The 18,348-nt window shown below is 57.5% G+C and carries 24 protein-coding genes; 8 read left to right on the forward strand and 16 right to left on the reverse strand.

The window, feature by feature from the left end:
• Positions 1-4: 4 nt before the first annotated feature.
• The 5 genes from topA (at position 5) to JRJ26_04485 (ending at position 4,997) form a co-directional block, all read left to right on the forward strand.
• Positions 5-2,242: a type I DNA topoisomerase gene (gene topA / locus JRJ26_04465; protein MBW2056734.1), complete on the forward strand. Its 2,238-nt coding sequence runs from the start codon at positions 5-7 to the stop codon at positions 2,240-2,242.
• Positions 2,239-3,585: a methylenetetrahydrofolate--tRNA-(uracil(54)-C(5))-methyltransferase (FADH(2)-oxidizing) TrmFO gene (trmFO, locus tag JRJ26_04470; protein MBW2056735.1), complete on the forward strand. Its 1,347-nt coding sequence runs from the start codon at positions 2,239-2,241 to the stop codon at positions 3,583-3,585. The genes topA and trmFO overlap by 4 nt, the downstream gene beginning before the upstream one ends.
• A gap of 99 nt (positions 3,586-3,684) precedes the next feature.
• Positions 3,685-3,903 (forward strand): hypothetical protein, encoded by a 219-nt coding sequence (locus JRJ26_04475; protein MBW2056736.1) that lies wholly within the window; start codon positions 3,685-3,687, stop codon positions 3,901-3,903.
• Positions 3,904-3,977: 74 nt separating this feature from the next.
• Complete coding sequence (locus JRJ26_04480; protein ID MBW2056737.1) at positions 3,978-4,649, forward strand: HD domain-containing protein; 672 nt, start codon at positions 3,978-3,980, stop codon at positions 4,647-4,649.
• A 57-nt stretch (positions 4,650-4,706) separates the two neighbouring features.
• On the forward strand, positions 4,707-4,997 hold the full coding sequence (locus JRJ26_04485; protein ID MBW2056738.1) for a DUF493 domain-containing protein: 291 nt from the start codon (positions 4,707-4,709) through the stop codon (positions 4,995-4,997).
• An 82-nt stretch (positions 4,998-5,079) separates the two neighbouring features.
• On the opposite strand, the gene JRJ26_04490 is transcribed toward JRJ26_04485, so the two are convergent.
• The 11 genes from JRJ26_04490 to JRJ26_04540 all read right to left on the reverse strand — a co-directional run bounded on the left by JRJ26_04490 (position 5,080) and on the right by JRJ26_04540 (position 12,377).
• Complete coding sequence (locus JRJ26_04490) at positions 5,080-5,631, reverse strand: Slp/YeaY family lipoprotein (GenBank protein MBW2056739.1); 552 nt, start codon at positions 5,629-5,631, stop codon at positions 5,080-5,082.
• A gap of 238 nt (positions 5,632-5,869) precedes the next feature.
• Positions 5,870-6,340, reverse strand: coding sequence for a PaaI family thioesterase (locus JRJ26_04495; protein ID MBW2056740.1), 471 nt, complete (start codon positions 6,338-6,340; stop codon positions 5,870-5,872).
• Positions 6,341-6,407: 67 nt separating this feature from the next.
• Complete coding sequence (locus JRJ26_04500; protein MBW2056741.1) at positions 6,408-6,845, reverse strand: GNAT family N-acetyltransferase; 438 nt, start codon at positions 6,843-6,845, stop codon at positions 6,408-6,410.
• Positions 6,846-6,891: 46 nt separating this feature from the next.
• Entirely contained in the window at positions 6,892-7,590 is a 699-nt protein-coding gene (locus JRJ26_04505) for a hypothetical protein (protein ID MBW2056742.1), read from the reverse strand.
• A 27-nt stretch (positions 7,591-7,617) separates the two neighbouring features.
• Positions 7,618-8,184, reverse strand: coding sequence for an isoprenylcysteine carboxylmethyltransferase family protein (locus JRJ26_04510; protein ID MBW2056743.1), 567 nt, complete (start codon positions 8,182-8,184; stop codon positions 7,618-7,620).
• Between the two features lie 222 nt (positions 8,185-8,406).
• Positions 8,407-9,024 carry a membrane integrity-associated transporter subunit PqiC gene (locus tag JRJ26_04515; GenBank protein ID MBW2056744.1) on the reverse strand — a complete coding sequence of 206 codons (618 nt, stop codon included), beginning with the start codon at positions 9,022-9,024 and terminating at the stop codon, positions 8,407-8,409.
• The gene (locus JRJ26_04520) at positions 9,021-9,992 is read right to left on the reverse strand and encodes an MCE family protein (protein MBW2056745.1); all 972 of its coding nucleotides are present in this window, start codon (positions 9,990-9,992) and stop codon (positions 9,021-9,023) included. The genes JRJ26_04515 and JRJ26_04520 overlap by 4 nt, the downstream gene beginning before the upstream one ends.
• Positions 9,993-10,011: 19 nt before the next feature.
• The gene (locus JRJ26_04525) at positions 10,012-10,806 is read right to left on the reverse strand and encodes an ABC transporter ATP-binding protein (GenBank protein ID MBW2056746.1); all 795 of its coding nucleotides are present in this window, start codon (positions 10,804-10,806) and stop codon (positions 10,012-10,014) included.
• Positions 10,807-10,831: 25 nt separating this feature from the next.
• Positions 10,832-11,629, reverse strand: coding sequence for an ABC transporter permease (locus JRJ26_04530; protein ID MBW2056747.1), 798 nt, complete (start codon positions 11,627-11,629; stop codon positions 10,832-10,834).
• Positions 11,626-11,958, reverse strand: coding sequence for an STAS domain-containing protein (locus tag JRJ26_04535; protein MBW2056748.1), 333 nt, complete (start codon positions 11,956-11,958; stop codon positions 11,626-11,628). Before JRJ26_04535 ends, JRJ26_04530 begins: the two co-directional genes overlap by 4 nt.
• Positions 11,955-12,377: an ATP-binding protein gene (locus JRJ26_04540; protein ID MBW2056749.1), complete on the reverse strand. Its 423-nt coding sequence runs from the start codon at positions 12,375-12,377 to the stop codon at positions 11,955-11,957. Before JRJ26_04540 ends, JRJ26_04535 begins: the two co-directional genes overlap by 4 nt.
• Positions 12,378-12,845: 468 nt before the next feature.
• Here JRJ26_04540 and JRJ26_04545 point away from each other — a divergent pair, with 468 nt between their 5' ends.
• The 3 genes from JRJ26_04545 (at position 12,846) to JRJ26_04555 (ending at position 14,409) form a co-directional block, all read left to right on the forward strand.
• A complete protein-coding gene (locus JRJ26_04545; GenBank protein MBW2056750.1) occupies positions 12,846-13,640 on the forward strand; it encodes a YkgJ family cysteine cluster protein in 795 nt (264 codons plus the stop codon).
• Positions 13,627-13,989: a PilZ domain-containing protein gene (locus JRJ26_04550; GenBank protein MBW2056751.1), complete on the forward strand. Its 363-nt coding sequence runs from the start codon at positions 13,627-13,629 to the stop codon at positions 13,987-13,989. The genes JRJ26_04545 and JRJ26_04550 overlap by 14 nt, the downstream gene beginning before the upstream one ends.
• Before the next feature lie 162 nt (positions 13,990-14,151).
• Complete coding sequence (locus tag JRJ26_04555; GenBank protein ID MBW2056752.1) at positions 14,152-14,409, forward strand: hypothetical protein; 258 nt, start codon at positions 14,152-14,154, stop codon at positions 14,407-14,409.
• On the opposite strand, the gene JRJ26_04560 is transcribed toward JRJ26_04555, so the two are convergent.
• The 5 genes from JRJ26_04560 to JRJ26_04580 all read right to left on the reverse strand — a co-directional run bounded on the left by JRJ26_04560 (position 14,399) and on the right by JRJ26_04580 (position 18,217).
• Positions 14,399-15,454, reverse strand: coding sequence for an endonuclease/exonuclease/phosphatase family protein (locus JRJ26_04560; GenBank protein ID MBW2056753.1), 1,056 nt, complete (start codon positions 15,452-15,454; stop codon positions 14,399-14,401). The two genes, JRJ26_04555 and JRJ26_04560, sit on opposite strands and share 11 nt — an antisense overlap.
• A 48-nt stretch (positions 15,455-15,502) precedes the next feature.
• Positions 15,503-16,480 (reverse strand): TRC40/GET3/ArsA family transport-energizing ATPase, encoded by a 978-nt coding sequence (locus JRJ26_04565; protein MBW2056754.1) that lies wholly within the window; start codon positions 16,478-16,480, stop codon positions 15,503-15,505.
• Positions 16,477-17,460 (reverse strand): TRC40/GET3/ArsA family transport-energizing ATPase, encoded by a 984-nt coding sequence (locus tag JRJ26_04570; GenBank protein ID MBW2056755.1) that lies wholly within the window; start codon positions 17,458-17,460, stop codon positions 16,477-16,479. Before JRJ26_04570 ends, JRJ26_04565 begins: the two co-directional genes overlap by 4 nt.
• Positions 17,461-17,614: 154 nt before the next feature.
• Entirely contained in the window at positions 17,615-17,869 is a 255-nt protein-coding gene (locus JRJ26_04575) for a hypothetical protein (protein ID MBW2056756.1), read from the reverse strand.
• Positions 17,870-17,956: 87 nt separating this feature from the next.
• On the reverse strand, positions 17,957-18,217 hold the full coding sequence (locus JRJ26_04580) for a hypothetical protein (GenBank protein ID MBW2056757.1): 261 nt from the start codon (positions 18,215-18,217) through the stop codon (positions 17,957-17,959).
• Positions 18,218-18,348 lie beyond the last annotated feature (131 nt).

Here is an 18,348-nt window from a genome sequence, read left to right on the forward strand (position 1 = left end):
GTTCATGTCCAAATCTCTCGTCGTTGTGGAATCCCCTACAAAGGCCAGGACACTGAGCAAGTTTCTCGGGCATGACTTTGTCGTGAAGGCCACGGTCGGGCATGTCAAGGATTTGCCGGAGAACGATTTGGGTATCGATGTGGAGCACGGCTTTAGGCCCAGGTATGGGGTGATCCATGGCAAGAACAAGATCATTCAGGAGCTGAGGAGAGCCAGCCGGGGAGCTTCCAGAGTCTACCTGGCTCCGGATCCGGACAGGGAGGGAGAGGCTATTGCCTGGCACATAAAGGAGGAACTCAACGGGGATAGCCGTCGCTTCTACCGGGTCTTAATCAATGAGATCACAAAGCGGGGGGTTCTCGAAGCGATCCGGAACGCCGGAGAACTCCGGCGCGGTCTGTATGAGGCCCAGCAGGCTCGGAGGGTTTTGGACCGTCTGGTGGGATACAAGATCAGCCCGCTGCTATGGCAGGAGATCAGGAGGGGGTTGAGTGCAGGCCGCGTGCAGTCCGTGGCCGTGCGTCTCATCTGTGACCGGGAGAGGGAGATCTGGGCTTTCACACCCGAGGAATACTGGACGATCGAAGCCCTACTCAAGAGCCGAGCCCATCCCGAGCCTTTCAAGGCGAAACTGTCGAGGTTTGGGGGTGAGAAGCCGAAGATCTCCAATAAAAAAGAAGCGGAGGAGATCGTTGCGGCTTTGGAAGGAGCCGGATTCACGGTGAAGAGGGTAGAGGAGAAGGAGAGCCTTCGAAATCCTCCGCCCCCTTTTATTACCAGCAAGCTCCAGCAGGAGGCTTCCCGGAGGCTCCGGTTCTCGCCCAAGAAGACCATGCGGATAGCCCAGGACCTTTACGAGGGGATCGAGCTCGGCGACGAGGGGCCTGTAGGACTGATAACCTATATGCGTACAGACTCTCCCCGGGTGTCGAATGAGGCGCTGGAGGCGGTGCGCCGCTTGATTGCCGACCAGTACGGGGATGCCTATCTGCCGGCAAGGCCCCGTGTCTACAAGAGCAAGAAGGGGGCCCAGGAGGCCCACGAGGCGATCCGTCCGACCGACCTCCGGTACGAACCGAAAAAGGTGAGCCCCTACCTGACCAGTGACCAGGAGAGGCTCTATCGGCTCATCTGGAACCGCTTTGTCGCCAGTCAGATGAGTCCGGCCGTGTTCCAACGCAGGGTGGTTGACATCGAGGCCGGTGAGGCGATCTTCAGCGTGACCGGGTCTACCATGAAGTTCCCGGGTTTCATGGCTGTTCAGGGGACGGAAGAGCTGTCAGGAGAAGAGAAGGTCCATGTTCCGCCCCTCACCGAGGGCGAGGTTCTGGAACTCTTGCCTCCCCTTGAGCGGGAACAGCACTTCACCCAACCGCCGCCGCGGTTTTCCGAAAGCACTCTCGTCAAGGAACTCGAGGACAAAGGGATCGGGCGGCCCTCAACCTATGCCACCATTCTTACGACCATCCAGGAGAGGGGCTATGTTCGCCTCGATCAGGGGAAATTCCGTCCTACGGAGCTTGGTCTTCTGGTGAACGATCTCCTTGTCAGGAGTTTTCCGGGCATCCTCAGTGTGGAATTCACGGCCAGGATGGAGGATGTACTGGATGCGATCGAGGAAGAGAAAATCGAGTGGGCCAAGGCCATGGAGGATTTCTACGGCAGGTTCAGCAGGAGCCTGAAAAGAGCCGAGAGTCTCATCCCGCAGTTGAAGAAGGAGGTGACTGCCACTCCCCTTGTATGTGATCAGTGCGGGAGCCCCATGGTGATCCGGTGGGGCCGGAAGGGTTTTTTCCTGGCCTGTGCCGCATATCCCAAGTGCCGGAACAGCTACGACTTCGAGCGGAATGAACGGGGTGAGGTGGTGGTCCGGCAGGCCGAGGAGGGGAGCCACGGTACTTGCCCGACCTGCGGGAGTCCCATGCTCCTCAAGCGGGGTCCCTTCGGAGAGTTCTACGCGTGTTCGAGATATCCCCAGTGTAAGACGACGAGACCGAAACATCTCGATATTCCATGTCCCCGGGAGGGGTGTGACGGCTTCATCATCGAGAGGAGGTCCCGCAAGGGGAAGAGATTCTATGGATGCACCCGCTGGCCTCAATGTGATTTTGTCATCTGGGACCCCCCGGTGGGCCGGCCCTGCCCCCAGTGTGGGGCTCCCTTCATGACCGAGAAACGTACCCGGAAGGGGAATGTCATCCTTTGCAAAAAATGCGGGTACAAGGCAGAAGGGGATTCATGACCCCAAGTGGGAGGTTCTATTTGGCAGGAGAGGAAAGGCTTCTGATCATAGGAGGAGGGCTCGCCGGATGTGAGGCTGCATGGCAGGCTTCTCGGCGGGGGATTAGGACGGTATTGTACGAGATGAAGCCCCACAGGTTTTCACCGGCTCACAAGTCGCCTCTCCTTTCAGAGTTGGTCTGCAGTAACTCCCTGAAGTCCGAATCCCTGGATAAGGCGGTGGGGCTCCTCAAGGAGGAGATGCGGAGGCTTGGATCCCTCATCATCCGAGCGGCGGACCAGACTCGAGTGCCCGCGGGTGTATCTCTGGCAGTCGATAGGGAGGAATTCTCACGGTTTGTGACGGAGAGCCTCGAGAGAGAGGGGCAGGTTGAGATCATCCGCCGGGAGATTACGGAAATGCCGGCCGGAGGTGCCGTTATTGTCGCCACAGGGCCGCTGACCTCGGAGCCTTTTGGCCGGAGCCTCTCAGAGATGACCGGACGAAAGGCACTCTATTTCTACGATGCGGTCTCTCCTATCGTGCTCGGTGACTCCATTGATTTCGCCGTCGCTTTCAAAGCGTCCCGGTACGGTCGGGGAGGGGACGATTATGTCAACTGCCCCATGACCCGGCAGCAGTACTACGATTTCGTGGATGCCCTGGTTCGGGCGGAAAGGGTTCCGCTGAGGGAGTTTGAAAAGGAGGCGTACTTCGAGGGATGCATGCCCGTTGAAGAGCTGGCCCGCCGCGGGCGGGAGACCCTGGCCTTTGGATCGCTCAAGCCGGTGGGTCTCGTCGATCCGAGGACAGGAGAGAGACCCTTTGCCGTGGTTCAGCTGAGACAGGATAATCGAGAAGGCACCCTTTACAGTATGGTCGGATTCCAGACCAAGCTCAAATGGGAGGAGCAGAAGCGCGTTTTTCGCATGATTCCGGGCCTTCAAGACGCGGAGTTTGTCCGGCTTGGAAGCGTCCATCGAAACACCTTCGTTAACTCCCCTCTGCTCCTCAGGGAGAGTCTTCAGCTCAAGGGTCATCCCCGGATATTCCTGGCCGGCCAGATTACCGGGGTTGAAGGGTACGTGGAATCTGCTGCCATGGGACTTCTGGCTGGGATCAGTGCTTCTTTGTGGATGAAAGGGGAGCCCATGGTCACTCCTTCACCCGCCACGGCCATAGGATCTCTGCTGCGATACGTAACTCATGCGAATCCTGCCACGTTTCAGCCCATGAACGCCAATTTCGGGCTGTTCCCCCCGCTGGAAACGGGGGAGAAAGGGAGGCAGAGGCGGAGGCTGCTGGCCTTGAGAGGGCTCGAAGAGATCGACCGGTGGAAGGCCTCGGTTGACAGACACCCGTAGCCGGGTGCCCGTTGAGGAAGTGCGGGAAGGGGAGCCCCGTGGAATCCTCTGCGATTGCCGTGAGATATGGGAGATAGGGGAAAGGGAAAGGAAGGGGCCGTGGAAGGACAGAGCTGCTTCAAATGCGGGCGGTACCTGCCGCCTGGAAGCCTCAAGTACGTGGTCCAGATAAAGGTCTATGCCGATTTTGATGGGTTCCTTTCTGTCGCCGATGAGGACCTGGACGGGGAGATGGATCGGATCCTCCAAGAGATCGAGTGGGCCAATCCCGAGGATCTGGAACGAGAGGTGTACGAGGAGATGGGATTTCTCCTCTGAAAGGGATGCCGTGACAGGTTTGTCCGTGAGACAAACGAGAGAAGGATCCCGAACGGGAAGGGGATGATGATCCAATGACCCCTTCGGACCTCGCCGGCGGAGCCTGCAAGACCAACAGGAAAAGATTCGCCGAGCCTCCTGCGGTCCGGATTCCTTCCGTGGCTGAGTGTGGCCGGATCATGAAGAGTAGCGGAATGATGCCCAATATCAGGCGTCATTCCTTTCTGGTCGCCAGGGTGGCCAAGGCCCTTGCGGAGGCCTTGAATGAGAAAGGGGCCTGTCTCAGTATTCCCCTGGTTGTTGCAGGAGCCCTGCTTCACGATATTGCCAAGACCCGTTCCCTTCGCGAGGGGGGGGACCATGTTGAGATGGGCCGAAGAATGGTCCTGGAAATGGGCTATCCAGAAGTGGCATGGATCGTGGGACACCACGTCGATTCGGGTCCGGAAATCGCCGGTTCCATCGACGAGGCAAGGGTCGTCAACTACAGTGACAAGCGGGTTCAACACGACAGGGTCGTTCCCTTGGAGGACAGGCTTGCCGATCTCATGGTCAGGTACGGTAAGACCCCCGAGAAAAGAGCCCGCCTGGAGGAGATGGCAAGAAACATTAAGAGCCTCGAGAGGGAGATATTCTCGAGGATCCGCCTCTCTCCGGGAGACCTGGAATCGATGATTCGGAACTCACGGCCTCTTTTTCTTGACCGGGTAAAGGGGCCTCCTGCAAGAAGAAGAAGAGGGAGGTGACCACGGGAAAGGGGCAGGAAGGGTGGAGGGGGATTTTCGGGCCTGTACGGGGAGCCTATGGAGGAGCAGGAAGCAGTTGATCTTCTCAATCAGTGCCATTCATTTCCCGGTCTCTACGTTTTCAAGGTGATCGGTGAGAACACGTCTCTCTTCTATGAGGGCGTTCTGGAGGAGATCCGCCGGGAGCTTGGGCAGGAGGTGGAGGAGGGGCGCTGCCTCTCCGTACGGGAGAGCTCAGGGCGGAGGTATCTCTCCATGACCCTGAGGCTGGAGATGGAGTCTGCAGAGCAGGTCCTGAGGCTCTACGGTCGGTTTTCCAAACTGGAGGGTCTCAAGACCGTCTTATGAGTCCTTGGCAGGCGGTTATCTCCGACCGAAAGGAGGATTCCGTGGACACTGGAAACCCATCGATTCTCCTGTTCCTTTCATATCAGTAATAGCGGCAGGGGCCGTAGTACCAGTGGTAGGGCCACGGGTAGTAAGGGTACGGCCAGGGGTGGTACGGATACCAGTAAGAAGGGGGGATCTCTTCCCTCTCAGGCCAGAGATGGGTCTCCCTGTTTTCCAGAACCGGATACGTGTAGCTCTTGTGGTCGATCTTTGAGGTCTTGGTTTCCACGACGATGCCCGCGACGGTGAGCTCTCTTCCCTGGCTGAAAACATACGGATCCTTGAAGGTTTTGTACCTTACCAGAAATCGACCATCCCCTTCCTTGTCTTCGCGAGGGCGATCCGTACCCCGGCTCAGGGGTCTCTGGAGGACTTCTATGATGGTTTCATCTTCGAGATTCTGGGTCTGGATCACCTCTCCACCCATGATGACAAGCCTCCCCCTGTAGGTTTCAAAGTCCCGGAGAATCGATTGCGGCGTGAGGCCCTTGAGAGCCGTCTCTCTGGCCTGACGGGAGATGACGTGTGTGCACCCCGCAACGCCGACCAGAGCCAGGCCCGCCGTGGCGAGAAGGAGAGAGGTTCTGTTCACCTGAGGATCGCCCCCGTGTTGCTCGGTTTCAACCCTGTCCTAATTCTTGCACGATTCAGCGGGCAGGACAACCCTTTTTCTGCAGTGCCCCCGCCTTTGAAGACCCCCCTCGTTCCCATGGGCATCGATTGCTGCGGCGGTGAGGTACTCATAGAGGGCAGCGAAGCCGGAGGGAGGGACAGAACAGAGCCGGGCCCCCTTTCGGTGTTGATCCGGACCGCTCTGGCCTGTCCAAGGGTCACGGTTCTTCGATGAACTTGGGGGGCGGTGAGACGCCGAGAGCCAGGGCCGGTCCCGGTATGACCATCAAGGTCGAGGTCCCGTGAGCGAGTATTCTGTTCTCCTCGTCGACCACCTCCGCGTCGGCCAGTGCGAGAGTCTTGCCGAGCTTGATCCGTCGGCCCCGGGCGATGAGTTTGCCGGCCCGGGCAGGAGCGAGAAAGTTGACCTTCAGGTCTACCGAGGTCATGGCCGTGTCCTCGTCAACCTCTGAAAAAACTGCCCAGAAAGCGGCGGCATCGACGATAGAAGCAAAGACTCCTCCGTGGACGACTCCAAAGGGTTGAAGGTGCTTGTTTTGAACCTCGATATCGAGAAGGGCGTATCCCGTGCCGATCTCACGGATCGACATGGAAAGGAGGGCAAAGTAGGGAGAACGGTTCACCACAAGGGTCGCTGCCTGGACATAGGCGGGGTTGAGCTTTCGCATGGCCGCTCCTTCTTGGAGATCTCGCGATCCTGTTATGGACCCGGCTGGTCCTGATGGGAGTCGCTTTTCAATCCGCCCTTCCCGGCAGACCAAAGGACTCGATCTTCTTTTCCATGACGTAGGCGTCTTCCGTACCGTAGTAGAAGGGGATTCTGGACTTCAGCTGGAATCCCAGGCTCTTATAGAAGCTCTGAGCTCCCGTGTTGCCTTCCCTCACCTCGACCCGGAGCCTCCCGGTCCGACACACGGACCCGCATGCCTCCATGAGCCTCCTTCCCACCCCCCTTCTCCGGCTAGGCGGGGCCACGGCCAGAGAGATCACATGACCGTCGGGCTTGAAGATGATATAGCCCCACACTCGGTCTTCCTCGAAGACGAGAAAGGTCTCTGGATGGACACGGTAGTAATGGAGGAACATTTCCCGTGTGTAGGAGGATTTCGGAAAGGCCTGGGCCTCGATCTGGAGCACCTCCTCCAAGTCTCTAAGCTCGAACCTTCTGATCATGATGGGTTCACACCCGTTGTTAGCCAGCCCGGCCCCTTTCCAGGGGTTAGGACGTTTCGTGCCTTCTATGCGGGATTCCAAGACCCTTCCTTATTCCCCTATAGGCCCGCTTCACGCGGCGTGCCACCTTCTCGACCAGGGTCCTGCGGTAGTAATCCCGGTCCTCCCTGCTCATCGCCTCCAACCTTCTGCCGTACTTCAACTTCGCCCAGGCATTGAAATCGAACCTTCTCGCCAGGTTGAAGAGGTAACCGTTCAGGGGCGAGAAACCCGGCTTCTTTATGACGGCCACGCCGAAATCGACCAAGCAGGGCCTTCGGCCGTCGATGACAAGGAGATTGTCCTTCTTCTTCAGATCGCCATGGGCCACCCCTGCCCGGTGGAGCCTTTTGATAAGGTCGAGGAGGGTCCTGAAGAAGATCTCTGGATCGACGATCCGAGCCCTCCGAAAGGGAATTCCGTCGACCCATTGTAGTACCAGATACCGTCCCCGGAGAAGGCCGTAACACCGGGGCACGCCTTCCATGCCGGAGAGCCTCGAGTAGACCCTGTACTCGTTACGGAGCATGGCCTGGCGAATGAGTCGGCCGACTCCCCAGCCCGTGGGCGCCTTGAGGATGAGGCGCTCCCCCTTGTGTTCGTAAAGATACACATGACCCTGATAGCCGTGGCTGAAGATATGCGACCCGCTCTTGGCGCTGCTCCTCAGCCAGTGGAGCAGCTCTTCTTCTGTGAGGTTTTCCATACACTCCAACATGGCCATTACCGGGGGTCAGTAGAGATTGAGGTAGAGAAAGTAAAGGCAAGACAGCAGGAAAAGAGCAATAAGGGGTTCGCCGTTCTGCCGCAGGCTCTGCCAGAACGACCAGTTGCCCTGCTGGTCCTGGCGATAAGGGGTGAGACGTGGAAGCAAGGCACGGGTCTCTCTACACCACTCCTCCCAGGCTTCCCCGAATCTGCGGTGGAGTTTCCGATCCTCCCGGCGGATGGCAGGAGGATAGAAGGCCAGGAGAATGCCGAGGAGCAGGGGGAAGCTCCACCACAGGCCTGAGGCCAAGGCAAAGCCAAACCCCATCGTGATGTTGCCCACGTAAAGGGGGTGTCTCACATAGGCGTAAGGTCCGTCGGTGGCAAGGGCCTGGTTCTTCTTGATATAACCCGAGGCCCAGAGGCGGGTTGCCACTCCCAGTACGACAAGGATGGCCCCGGGGATAAAGACAGCCCTGTCCGGTCGGCCTGCCGCACTGACCAGGACCACAAAGGCTACACCGACGAATTGACGATAACGCTCCCTCCGGTATCGAATGTCGTGAAAAAACCGCTCCAGTCCGAGGTCCATTGCCCTTGTTCCCCCCACCTGGGTCTTCTACTCAGTTCCGGATGAAATCTCCCTGTCGCCCCGCGAATCGACCCCAAGCCCGTGTATCCGTCGATTCGAGGGGAGTATAGCGAGACGGATCTGGGGTGTCAAGGGACAAGACCGTAAAGCTTCAAAAAGGACCAGAGGGAAGAGGGCGAGTACGCCGGAGCTCTCCGAACGAGCAGGATAGAGTTTTCCCGTTCAGAACGACGGCCTGCGGTAGGCCGAGGCCTGTTCTACTCTCTGCACGACTTGGCCGATGCATTGCTGCAAGGCCGCGCCCACGGCCAGAATGGCCGCTTCTCGGCCGCGGTCCCTCGCCTTTTTCCGTGCCTGGATCCGGGCCGACCAGAGGATCTCACGGTTCCTCATGTCGACGAACTCCACCTGAAGTTCGACCTCTCCGTAGAGGCCGTGTGCGGTTTGCAGCCTGTTGAACCGGAGAATCTTACCCCGGATCAGATAGGTCGCCGGAGGAGTGCTCGGGCGACTGTCAACGCGACTGAACAATCGGACTGCCCAAAAGGCCTGCGTGAGTTTCCGGGTCACCATATCCGGAGGGGAGCTTTCCCAGCACTCGGAAGGCGAGAAGGAGACAAGGGGGGAGCCCTCCTGATAGGTCACCACACTGTCCTGTCTCAAGGGGGCGACTGCATGGAAACGGGCAATCCGCAGCGACTCCCGGCAGGGCCGGAGAGAGGCATCGGAGGCCGGAGGGGTATCCAAGGGGATTCGGTAGTACTTCGGCGTAGGTACCGTGGTGCATCCACAGATGAAGGCCAGCAGGGCGATCGATAGCCTGGAATACGGTTTGATCATCTTTTTGCCTTTTCGCGGTAGATCAGTCGCCACGGCTGCCTTTTGAGTTGACTCGAGAGGAGCCTCAACTGCTCGGAGACCTCCAGGAGATTGGCCATGGTGTCCTCGAGATAGTCACCGGTGATAGAGATGCGGCCGTTGAGGTTGTCGATGAGATCTCCTGCTTTCCGAGAGTCCTCCTTGACAGTGGCGAGAGTGGACCGCAGATCCTCTCGATTCTCTGCCACGGTCTGAGCGAGAGTGCGTGAAAGGGCATCGAGGCGTTCCGCAGACCTCCTGACAGCCAGAAGGGTCCGCCGGACGGTGCGGCTGTTCTTGACAACGAGCCCGTCTACATGGCCCACCGCCGTGTTGAGACCCTTTAGAAGGTTCTCCACCTCAAGGGTCAGGGTTGAGAGGCTCTTCTCTCCCTCAACCGCCAGCCTGTTGACCGAGTGGAGGGTCTGCTGCACGGCCATGAGATTCTCTTCGTTCAAAATCCGGTTGACCGCATGGATGACCCGTTGGATGGAGGTGTTGAGCGTCTGGGAGAGCTCGGCCGCCTGGGCCAGCAGGTCTCCCATCTCCACCATATCCCGGGAGGGAATCATACTGCGAGGAGGAAGGGGATCGGTGGCTCCGGGCTCCTGGGTAAGAAGAACATAGTAATCACCTACGAGGCCGAGGGTCTGCACCCTTGCCACGGCGCCTCGATAGATGGGAGTTCCGGGCTTCACCCCTATGGTAACTTCGATCTTGGAGGCGTCTTCACCACTCACGGCTATGGACAGTACCCGGCCCACCCGAAGCCCACCCAGGCGGACAGAGCCTCCCTTTTCCAGACCGCCGACTGCGGAAAACCGGATACGATAGGTGTCGAGGCTCTCCCAGAATCCCGATCCACCGATGAAGACGACCATGGCACCGAATATCAGGAGCGCAGCGACAACGACAAGTCCGGCCTTTATCTCCTCTTTCCTGTGGTTCATAGGTTCCCCTTTGGAGGATTCAGATATCGACTCCTGCTATGGCATCAAGGTAGCTTTCGCTGTCATAGACCCCGTGCACCGGCTTCCTGTCGAGGAATCGACGCACAGTGGGGTCGGCGGAGGCCAGGATCTCCTGGAGGGTTCCGCAAAAGATCACCCTGCCCTGGTCCAGCATGATCACTCTGTCCGCAATGGTCTTGATGCTGGGAAGTTCATGGGTCACTGCCACGATGGTCATTCTGAACGTCTTTTTGAGTTTCAGAATCAGTTCGTCCATTTCCGCGGAGGTTCCCGGGTCGAGACCCGCGGTGGGCTCATCAAAATAGAGAATCTCCGGGTCCATCGAGATGGCCCTGGCAAGCCCTGCCCGTTTCTTCATCCCGCCACTGATTTGAGACGGGAGAAAACCGTCAAAACCCAGGAGACCGACCAGTTCCAGTTTCATCCGGGTCATGATCCGGATGGTGCTTTCCTCCAGTGATGTGTGTTCCCTGAGGGGAAGGGCCACATTGTCGGCCAGAGTCATTGAATTCAGCAAGCCTCCTCCCTGGAAAAGCACGCCCTGGCGAGTCCTTACCCGGTTGAGCTCGTTTTCGGACATTGCCACGATATCTTCTCCCCTGACAAGGATCCGGCCCGACTCGGGTTTGAGGAGGCCCACCATGTGGCGCAGGAGGGTGGTCTTGCCACAGCCGCTGCTCCCCGCTATGACGGTGATCTCTCCTCTGGGGATGTGGAAGGAGACCCCCTCTAGAACCCTCCGTTCCCCGTAAGAGGCTACAAGGTCTATCACCTGGACGATCGGATCCGGCACGTTCTTCCTCCCCGGCGGGGCGACCCTAACCGAAAAGATAGAAGAGAACCGTGAAAAAGCAATCCGCAAGGATGATCAGGAAAATGCATGTCACCACGGACCGTGTTGTCCGCAAGCCCACGCCCTCGGCTCCACCGTCGACGCTGAACCCCTGGTGGCAGCCGACAAACCCGATGATCAGCGAGAAGACCAGTCCCTTTATCAAACCGCTCAGCACATCGCTGAGAACGAGAGCATTCGCTGTCTGGTTGAAATACCTCTCGAAATTCAGGTTGAGGCTTCCCACGGCGACGAGAAACCCGCCCGCGATTCCGACGAAGTCCGAGATGAGAACCAATCCGGGGAGCATGACCATGATCGCCGTTATCTTCGGGACGACCATGAACTTTATCGGACTGAGTCCCATGGCCACGAGGGCGTCTATCTCTTCGGCGACCTTCATGGAACCGATCTCGGCGGCGAAAGCCGAACCGCTTCTCCCGGCGACTATGATCGCGGTCAGGAGGGGACCCAGCTCTCGGGTCATGGAAATGCCGACGAGATCGGCTACATAGATGAGGGCTCCTACCCTTCTCAGCTGGTAGGCCGCCTGGAGGGCCATGATGACGCCGACCGCCAGGGAGATGAGGCTGACGATGGGGACGGCCTCATAGCCGATCAAGACCATCTGGTCCACGGTGCTCGTCCAGCGGAAGCCTTTTTTCTTGAGAGGACCGGCGAAAAGCCAATAGATCGTTTCGTTTATGAGCCTGGAAGCGTGGCTCAGGCCCGCCATGGCGGTCAGAGTCCTGTTGCCCACATTGCCGAGGAATCCGTATATCATGGTCTCTTCAAGGCCTCTTCCACGGTACCGAAAATATGGAAGATTCTGTCCAGATGGGCGAATCTCAGTACTTCCTGGATCGCAGGGCCCGGACTGGCGATGCTGAACCTTCCCCCGTAGGTCTTGGTGAGCTGGAACCCTTCCACAAGGGTGGCGATCCCGGAACTGTCCATATAGGTGACGCCGCCGAGATCGACGATGAGGGAGCGGATCCTTTTCTGGGCCCACTGAACGATCTCCTGGCGGAGCCCAGGGGATGAGTAGAGATCCACTTCACCGTGGACCGAGACAATAGCGGCTCCATCGGTCAAGACCGTGCTGACTTTCATAAGTCCTCCTCATCTCCCCTGTACTTTACGAGTCTGTAGCGATTTCCCACGGGTGAGGGCAAGCCGAATTCGAATTCGTCCAGGGCCGACCGTACCAGGGAGAGCCCGAGGCCTCCCGGTTTGAGCCCGCTGGGTCTCGGCCTTTCCAGGAGACGGGGGTCAACCTTCTGGCCGAAGTCCTGAATATGAATCTCGAGCCCGTTTTCGATGAGTCTATAGTCGAGGATCATCTCCTGCCCGGGATCGGCCCTGTAGGTATGGCGGATGATATTCGTACAGATCTCGTCCACCGCCAACTTGATCTGTTCTATCTGTTTGGATTCAAATCCAGCGACAAGAGCGATCCGACCCGTGGCTGACCGTACCGCGCTTAGAAGCCGAGGGTCGCTCAAGGTTCGTATCTCGAAGATCCCATTCATCGGTTCTCCAAGAGGCAAAGACTGCCCTTTGACAGGAGGCACAGGGTCCTCTGTTTCCCCTTTCTTGCCAATCGGCCAGACTTTCCTGATACTTTAGATGGAACTCGGACGATCTCGAACAGGGGCCTCGCTTTCAGACCCCCTGTGGGCGGTTTCTTGAAATCCCGAGGTCCCTGTGATAGGGTGTTTTTGAGAGGGCGATAAAGCTAATCAGGGTCAGTCTTTTGGCAGGAGGGAGAGGACACCGGGAGACCCGCCGGGGGAAGATGTCTGCTGACCCGGGGTAGTCCGGCCTGTCGGCTCTCCGGGGGCCGCCGGGTCCGCGATCCTGTCGGTGGAGGAAAATCGTCGGCAGTGGGGGCAGTTGAGGCTTATCTGAGGAGACGGTCTCGGCTGAGTAGTCAGGATACACGGTTCGTGTGCCCGGAGTGGTGTCCCCGGTATGGATGCAGAGATCCGAATCTTCAGGTGCCTGTTACCTTGGTGGACCTGATTTTCCAGGCAGAGGCACTTGAAAGAGAGCCCGATGAACTCTACCGCCTTTTCTACAAGATCGGCTGGTCACCGGAGGATGAGACGTCTTGGGTGGGACGGCTCAGTCTGGAACTTAGGAAACCATGCGGGTTTCTGGAAGGGCTGTGGTGCCGGGTTTACCCTGTCCGGCCCATCGGCTGTGCAGAATTCCCGGAGGCATGGCACCTGTGGTCCCGGCAGGGCTCGATAACGGCGGAGAGGGACCGGTTCCGTCATTACCCATGCCTGGATCGCCCCCCCGCGATCTCCAAGGAGAGAGAGGACCATCTCGCCGCTTTGGCTGAAATGGCTGTCTGGGAACAGTGGGCTTCGGATTTCTATCTCTTTGGCTTTTCCCCTTTCTATGTGGATTTGAGAAATCTCGTGGGAGAACTGGTGGATATGGCGCGGGGGCTGGGATTGCAAATGGAAGAGAGAGCGGCGACGGAACCCCAAACGATTCCTTACAGCCTCATCGAATCGCTCTTCCAAAGGAAACTGGAAGAGGCGGGGATCGTGGGTGAGATCTCCGAAAAGGTGGCTCGGCTGAATAGCCGGGAGCAGAGGCGCTCCCTGTTCTCCTTGATCGAGGTGGCCGGAGAGGTCGTGCAAACGCCTGGAACCGAAAAACCTGTGATGTACCATCGCTTTGAGGGAAAAGCCCTTCGGAGTTACAGGAGGTCTAGATACCTCCCTCCTGGAAGGGGATTCGAGGTGTCCAGGGAGGGAAAGGCCAGTGGATATCCATGAGAGGAGAAAAGGACCACGGTTCAACGTTCACCATCCCGTCCATTTCACAAAGAAGAATTCAAGAAAGGAGTGCCGCTCTCTCAACATCAGTCTGGATGGGATCAAGATCGAGACCGACGGTGAAGTCCGTCCACATGAGATCCTCGACATGACCCTTCTGGTGGGAGAATCGATCGTGAAAGCAAGTGGTCGGGTGATCTATGTTGAAGAGTTGCCTGACGGGACATTCCACGCCGGCCTGGTCTTTCAGAGTATCTCTCAGGAGGGCCGAAAGGCGCTGACAAGATACTTCTCCGAGATCATGGCCCACGGTGCCGAGCGGCGGGGAATACTGAAAAAAGGCGAGTAACTCTGCCCTCTGACCCCTAGTCCGAGCCGGAGAGGTCCACTGCCAATCCTGATGAAGCCCGTATCCATTGAGGTCATCTCCAAGGTTCTTACCAGCTACTCTCAGTGCGGGGGCTGCGGTCTGATTTTTGATAGGACGGGTCTCCGGGAAAAGGTCCGGATCATGGACGCGGAGGGATACCCCGAGGAGCTCAGGGAAGAACTGTGCAGACTCTCAGATTGGCTCGGGGAGCTTCTCTACCTCTACAGGCACCGGATTTCCATACGCATCATCGATGCCCAGTCTCTTGTCGGGATCTACAAGTGCCTTCGGTACGGAATCCGGGGCTACCCCGGCTTCATCGTGGACCGTCGCCACGCTTACGCCGGATGGGACAGGAAGAGGCTGGAGGGAATCATCGATTGCCTTATCAGGGCTTGAGAGCGACCGTGGTGAGAACTCCGTAATGATCCGAGGCATGGACACCGTCGACGGGACGGTCCAAGACGACCCTGCTTTCAAGGATCTGTTCGCTGTCAAAGGCAGAGTTCAGAAGGATATAGTCGATTCTCCGTGATTTTCTATCGTACTCTGCCCGCAAGCGGTCGTACACGGCTCTGGTTCCTCTACGAGACCGGCCTGAGATCTCCCAAAACCTGGTGTTCTCGTTGTTTTCACCATCCCAGGTAATCCCTGCCTTTTCCGGGTTGGCCACACGGTAGGTGTCCCAGAATCTTCCTTCCTCGAGGAGGCGGACCATGGGAGAGCTCTCCTCGGTCATGTTGAAGTCGCCGAGTAGGACAGTCGGCGCCGTGCCTGAGACGGTCTTCACAAAGTCGAGAATCCGCTCTATCTCCATCTCCCGGCGCCGGAAGACCCGGCGCAGCGTGCGCAGACGTTTCTCGTAATCCCTCTTGGAGATCCTCTTTTCGTCACGCCAGCGTTCCATAAGGTCGAGGATCTCCCTTCCCTCTGGAGGTCCTGGATAGGTATGGGTATGGACGAGATACAGGGGGCTGCCCCGCACCAGTGCGACTCCGGCCATTACATGGCGGGAGTCGGTAAAGTGGAAGCAGAAGAGGTCTCCGTAGATTCCAAAGGGATCACCCGAGATCTGCCTAGCCCCGGCCCGTCGGAGACGGAACTCCCTTTTGGCAAGGATTACCAGGCCCATCTTGAGGTTGACGGGAATCCCCAGGCCTCCGATCTTAATACCCCCATTGTAGACCTTATGGATCTCGTCGTAGCCCAGATCCCTGGCGAGCCTCCTGCCGTAGCCGGGGATGGGGTTTGCCTCCTGGACGGCGATGAAATCGGGCCGCAGCCCGGTGAGTTCCGAGAGGAGGATCTGGTAACGTTTTTCCCTTCTGCCGGAGGGTTCGAGAGGTCTCATCCACAGGATACCCCTCTCTTCGAGACCGAACCAGACGTTGAAAGTGAGGATCGAAAGGGTGTGGGAAGAGGAAGCGAGGGGCGAAGCTTTCATAATCCAGCGAAGAGTCGCGAGATGGAGTCGCGGATCTTAAGGGGAGCCTTACACGAAGAGGGCATCGGCCACCCTCTCCACCATGGGTAGTCCCTTGACCTCCTTCTCGAAGAGCGGTGCCTCCCCGCAGAAGTTGTCAAAGGAGCGGGTAATCTCTTCTCTGTATCTCTCCTGCATGGCGATCCGATTACGAATGAACTCGGCCGTATTTTCGTCTATTTCGGATTTATCGATCACCTCATTGACGATGACCCCTCCGATGGGGATGCCGAAATCCTTGAACCATCCGATGAAACGTTTGATCACGGCTATGGGGAGGCTTTCGAGGAGGGTCACGAAGAAGAAGGCGGTCTTTTCCTGGTCGGTGAGGAGTCCCCTCATCTTCTCGATTCTGTCCCGGAAGGTGATCAGATAGTCGAGCAGGGGATCCCGTTCATCCTCCGGTTTCTTCTTTCGGAAAGAGAGGCTGAGTCTCATCTGCCGGGCTTCTTCGCGGCTCTTGTACATCTTGTTCACCCAGAGGGCGTAGACCTTTGACATCCCGAGGAGCCTCCTGGCGTTGGCCGTTGGGGCCGTATCGAAGATGTACACCTCGTATTCGTCCTCAAAGATGATATTGATCATATTCTCGAACATGGCTGATTCTTCAAAGGCGGGATTCATGGTGGCTGACTCCACGAAATCCTCGGCCTTGGTGGGTATATCGGCGAATTTCAGAAACCAGGCAATCTTGTCCTTGATGTCGTTCTTGGATCTCTGAATGGTTTCCGACGTGTCGATTTCACTCGCATACAGGTTGGGCGCCCCTTTCACGGCGACCGGTTTGCCGAATACGTTCTGCTCGAGGAGGTTTGACAGGCTGTGTACCGGGTTGGTGGAGGCGAGGAGTGTCTTCTTCCCCTGTCGAGAAAACCACAGCGCCGTCGCACCTGCGACTACGGTCTTGCCTACCCCCCCCTTGCCGCCGAAATACAGATACCGGAGATTTGGGTGGTCGTGGAAGAACTCTTTCATGGTGAAGTTCATGTCCTCTCCTCCCCGAACATGACCCTGGCCATCCGTTCTATGGTCTCGAGGCCTTTGATCTCGTTGTCGAACTCCGGGACCATGGCGAGAACCCTGCCGCCAAACCTCTCTCTTATGGTGTTCAGACACGTCCTCTGCATCTCGATCCTGTTTCTCAGGTACTCCGGAATTCTCTCCTTCTCCAGGTCCTGGGAGATGACTCGATTGACAAGATAGCCGGTCAGAGGAACGTTGAATTTTGCAAAGAGCCCAGCCGCTTTGATCGTATCATCGATCACCATGTCTTCTGGGGTGAGAACAAAATAGAAGGCCGTCTTCTCCGTATCGGTCATGATTCTGGAGGAGGCGCCGATCCTGTTCTTGATGTAGAGAAGCTCTTCATAGATTGCGTCTTCCTCGGTCTGTTTTTCCCGCCGCATGGTTGCTATGACCGAGTCATACTCTCTCATCTGTTCTCTCAGGCCGGTGATCTTCTGTAGCCATGCGTCGTAGATCGACCCCATGCTGAGGTAGTAGAGGGCGTGGCCCAGGGGGACCAGATCATAGATATAGTAGTCATACCCTCCCTGGATCACGATATCGACTACGGCGTCGAATATGGCGCTCTCCTCCATGGCAGGTTCGGCAGAGGCAGCCTCTATGTAATGTTCGATCTCCTCTGGAATCTTCTCCATTCCGTACATGTCGATGATTTTCTGGCGGATTTCTTTCTGATAGTCCTTGATCCGGCGGTCCGCGTCGATCTCCTGTGCATAGAGGTTCGGGATGATCTCGACGGCTCCCTTGCCGAAAATGTCTCTTTCGAAGATATCGCTCAGCGAAGCCTGGGGATCCACTGAGAATACGAGAACCCTCTTGCCCTGTTTTGCCAGCCAATAGGCCGTGGCCGCCGAGAACGTGGTCTTGCCCAGCCCTCCCTTCCCGCCGTACATTACATACCTGCGATTGGGATATTTCTGAAACATCTCAGCCAGAGACATGCCAACCTCCTTTGAACCTCATCGGAGAGACGGGAAACCCTCCGAGTGGGCTGGAAGCCCGTGCGGAATCTCCCGGGCCTCTCTCTGCTGATGGGGGAACCGTCGTGGGCAAGCCGATTCACACGGGCAGGAAGACGGTCCTTGTCTTCCGCTTCTAGTACATAGAATCCATCAGATCCTTTTCCCTGAGCATCCGCCGTTTCCAGGTGGAGATCTGGGGAACAACATAAGGCAGGAGCCGAAGGGAGTAATAGGGCGGCAGCACGGGAACTCCGAGCATGTCACCCATGGTGATGAGGATGAAGAGGTGCTCCATGCTGGACCGCGTCTTAAGAGCCTGACGGGCCATACCGTGGGTTGCCATGCCGTAAGTGAAATCCCTGAAAAATCCAACAAACTTGCTACCCAAGCTCTCCTTTTCCTTTTCAGGAGGTGCCTTTTCCGCCATCTCAGCTTTTCCCCCTCATCGTCAGAGTATGCCGACACGATCGAGTGATCAATCCCGCACCATGTCGAAGATATCCCTCGGCTTGAGAACTCTCCTCTTCCACCGGGGGAACCGCCCAGCACAGTATGGTACGAGTCTCAAATGGTAGATCCCGGGAAAGAGTGGCAGACCGACTGTTTCCCCGAGTACGAGGAGCGTGAAAAGGTCCTCCGCGTCGGCCTTCTCTTCGTGGACTTCCTGTACCATACCGTGAAGAAGGAAGCCGTATAGAAAATCCTTGACCCCTTGAAGCAGTTCGTGCCTCTTCATCCGGCTTTTTCCATGCCCCCTCAGGTAGCCGCTGGAACGCTCTCCGTCAATAGAATAAAACTTATTGAAATCAAATGCAAGATTGAGGCAAGGGGGGGTGTCCCCCCCCTTTCAGGTCCCTTTGATCCAGC

This window comes from Deltaproteobacteria bacterium, from assembly GCA_019308905.1.
Lineage (GTDB): Bacteria > Desulfobacterota > BSN033 > WVXP01 > WVXP01 > JAFDHF01.

Coding starts and splice junctions, on each gene's coding strand:
- topA (MBW2056734.1), top strand. CDS start 5: ATGTCCAAATCTCTCGTCGTTGTGGAATCCCCTACAAAGGCCAGGACA.
- trmFO (MBW2056735.1), top strand. CDS start 2,239: ATGACCCCAAGTGGGAGGTTCTATTTGGCAGGAGAGGAAAGGCTTCTG.
- JRJ26_04480 (MBW2056737.1), top strand. CDS start 3,978: ATGACCCCTTCGGACCTCGCCGGCGGAGCCTGCAAGACCAACAGGAAA.
- JRJ26_04485 (MBW2056738.1), top strand. CDS start 4,707: ATGGAGGAGCAGGAAGCAGTTGATCTTCTCAATCAGTGCCATTCATTT.
- JRJ26_04495 (MBW2056740.1), bottom strand. CDS start 6,340: ATGCGAAAGCTCAACCCCGCCTATGTCCAGGCAGCGACCCTTGTGGTG.
- JRJ26_04500 (MBW2056741.1), bottom strand. CDS start 6,845: ATGATCAGAAGGTTCGAGCTTAGAGACTTGGAGGAGGTGCTCCAGATC.
- JRJ26_04505 (MBW2056742.1), bottom strand. CDS start 7,590: ATGGAAAACCTCACAGAAGAAGAGCTGCTCCACTGGCTGAGGAGCAGC.
- JRJ26_04510 (MBW2056743.1), bottom strand. CDS start 8,184: ATGGACCTCGGACTGGAGCGGTTTTTTCACGACATTCGATACCGGAGG.
- JRJ26_04515 (MBW2056744.1), bottom strand. CDS start 9,024: ATGATCAAACCGTATTCCAGGCTATCGATCGCCCTGCTGGCCTTCATC.
- JRJ26_04520 (MBW2056745.1), bottom strand. CDS start 9,992: ATGAACCACAGGAAAGAGGAGATAAAGGCCGGACTTGTCGTTGTCGCT.
- JRJ26_04530 (MBW2056747.1), bottom strand. CDS start 11,629: ATGATATACGGATTCCTCGGCAATGTGGGCAACAGGACTCTGACCGCC.
- JRJ26_04535 (MBW2056748.1), bottom strand. CDS start 11,958: ATGAAAGTCAGCACGGTCTTGACCGATGGAGCCGCTATTGTCTCGGTC.
- JRJ26_04540 (MBW2056749.1), bottom strand. CDS start 12,377: ATGAATGGGATCTTCGAGATACGAACCTTGAGCGACCCTCGGCTTCTA.
- JRJ26_04555 (MBW2056752.1), top strand. CDS start 14,152: ATGGACGCGGAGGGATACCCCGAGGAGCTCAGGGAAGAACTGTGCAGA.
- JRJ26_04560 (MBW2056753.1), bottom strand. CDS start 15,454: ATGAAAGCTTCGCCCCTCGCTTCCTCTTCCCACACCCTTTCGATCCTC.
- JRJ26_04565 (MBW2056754.1), bottom strand. CDS start 16,480: ATGAACTTCACCATGAAAGAGTTCTTCCACGACCACCCAAATCTCCGG.
- JRJ26_04570 (MBW2056755.1), bottom strand. CDS start 17,460: ATGTCTCTGGCTGAGATGTTTCAGAAATATCCCAATCGCAGGTATGTA.
- JRJ26_04580 (MBW2056757.1), bottom strand. CDS start 18,217: ATGAAGAGGCACGAACTGCTTCAAGGGGTCAAGGATTTTCTATACGGC.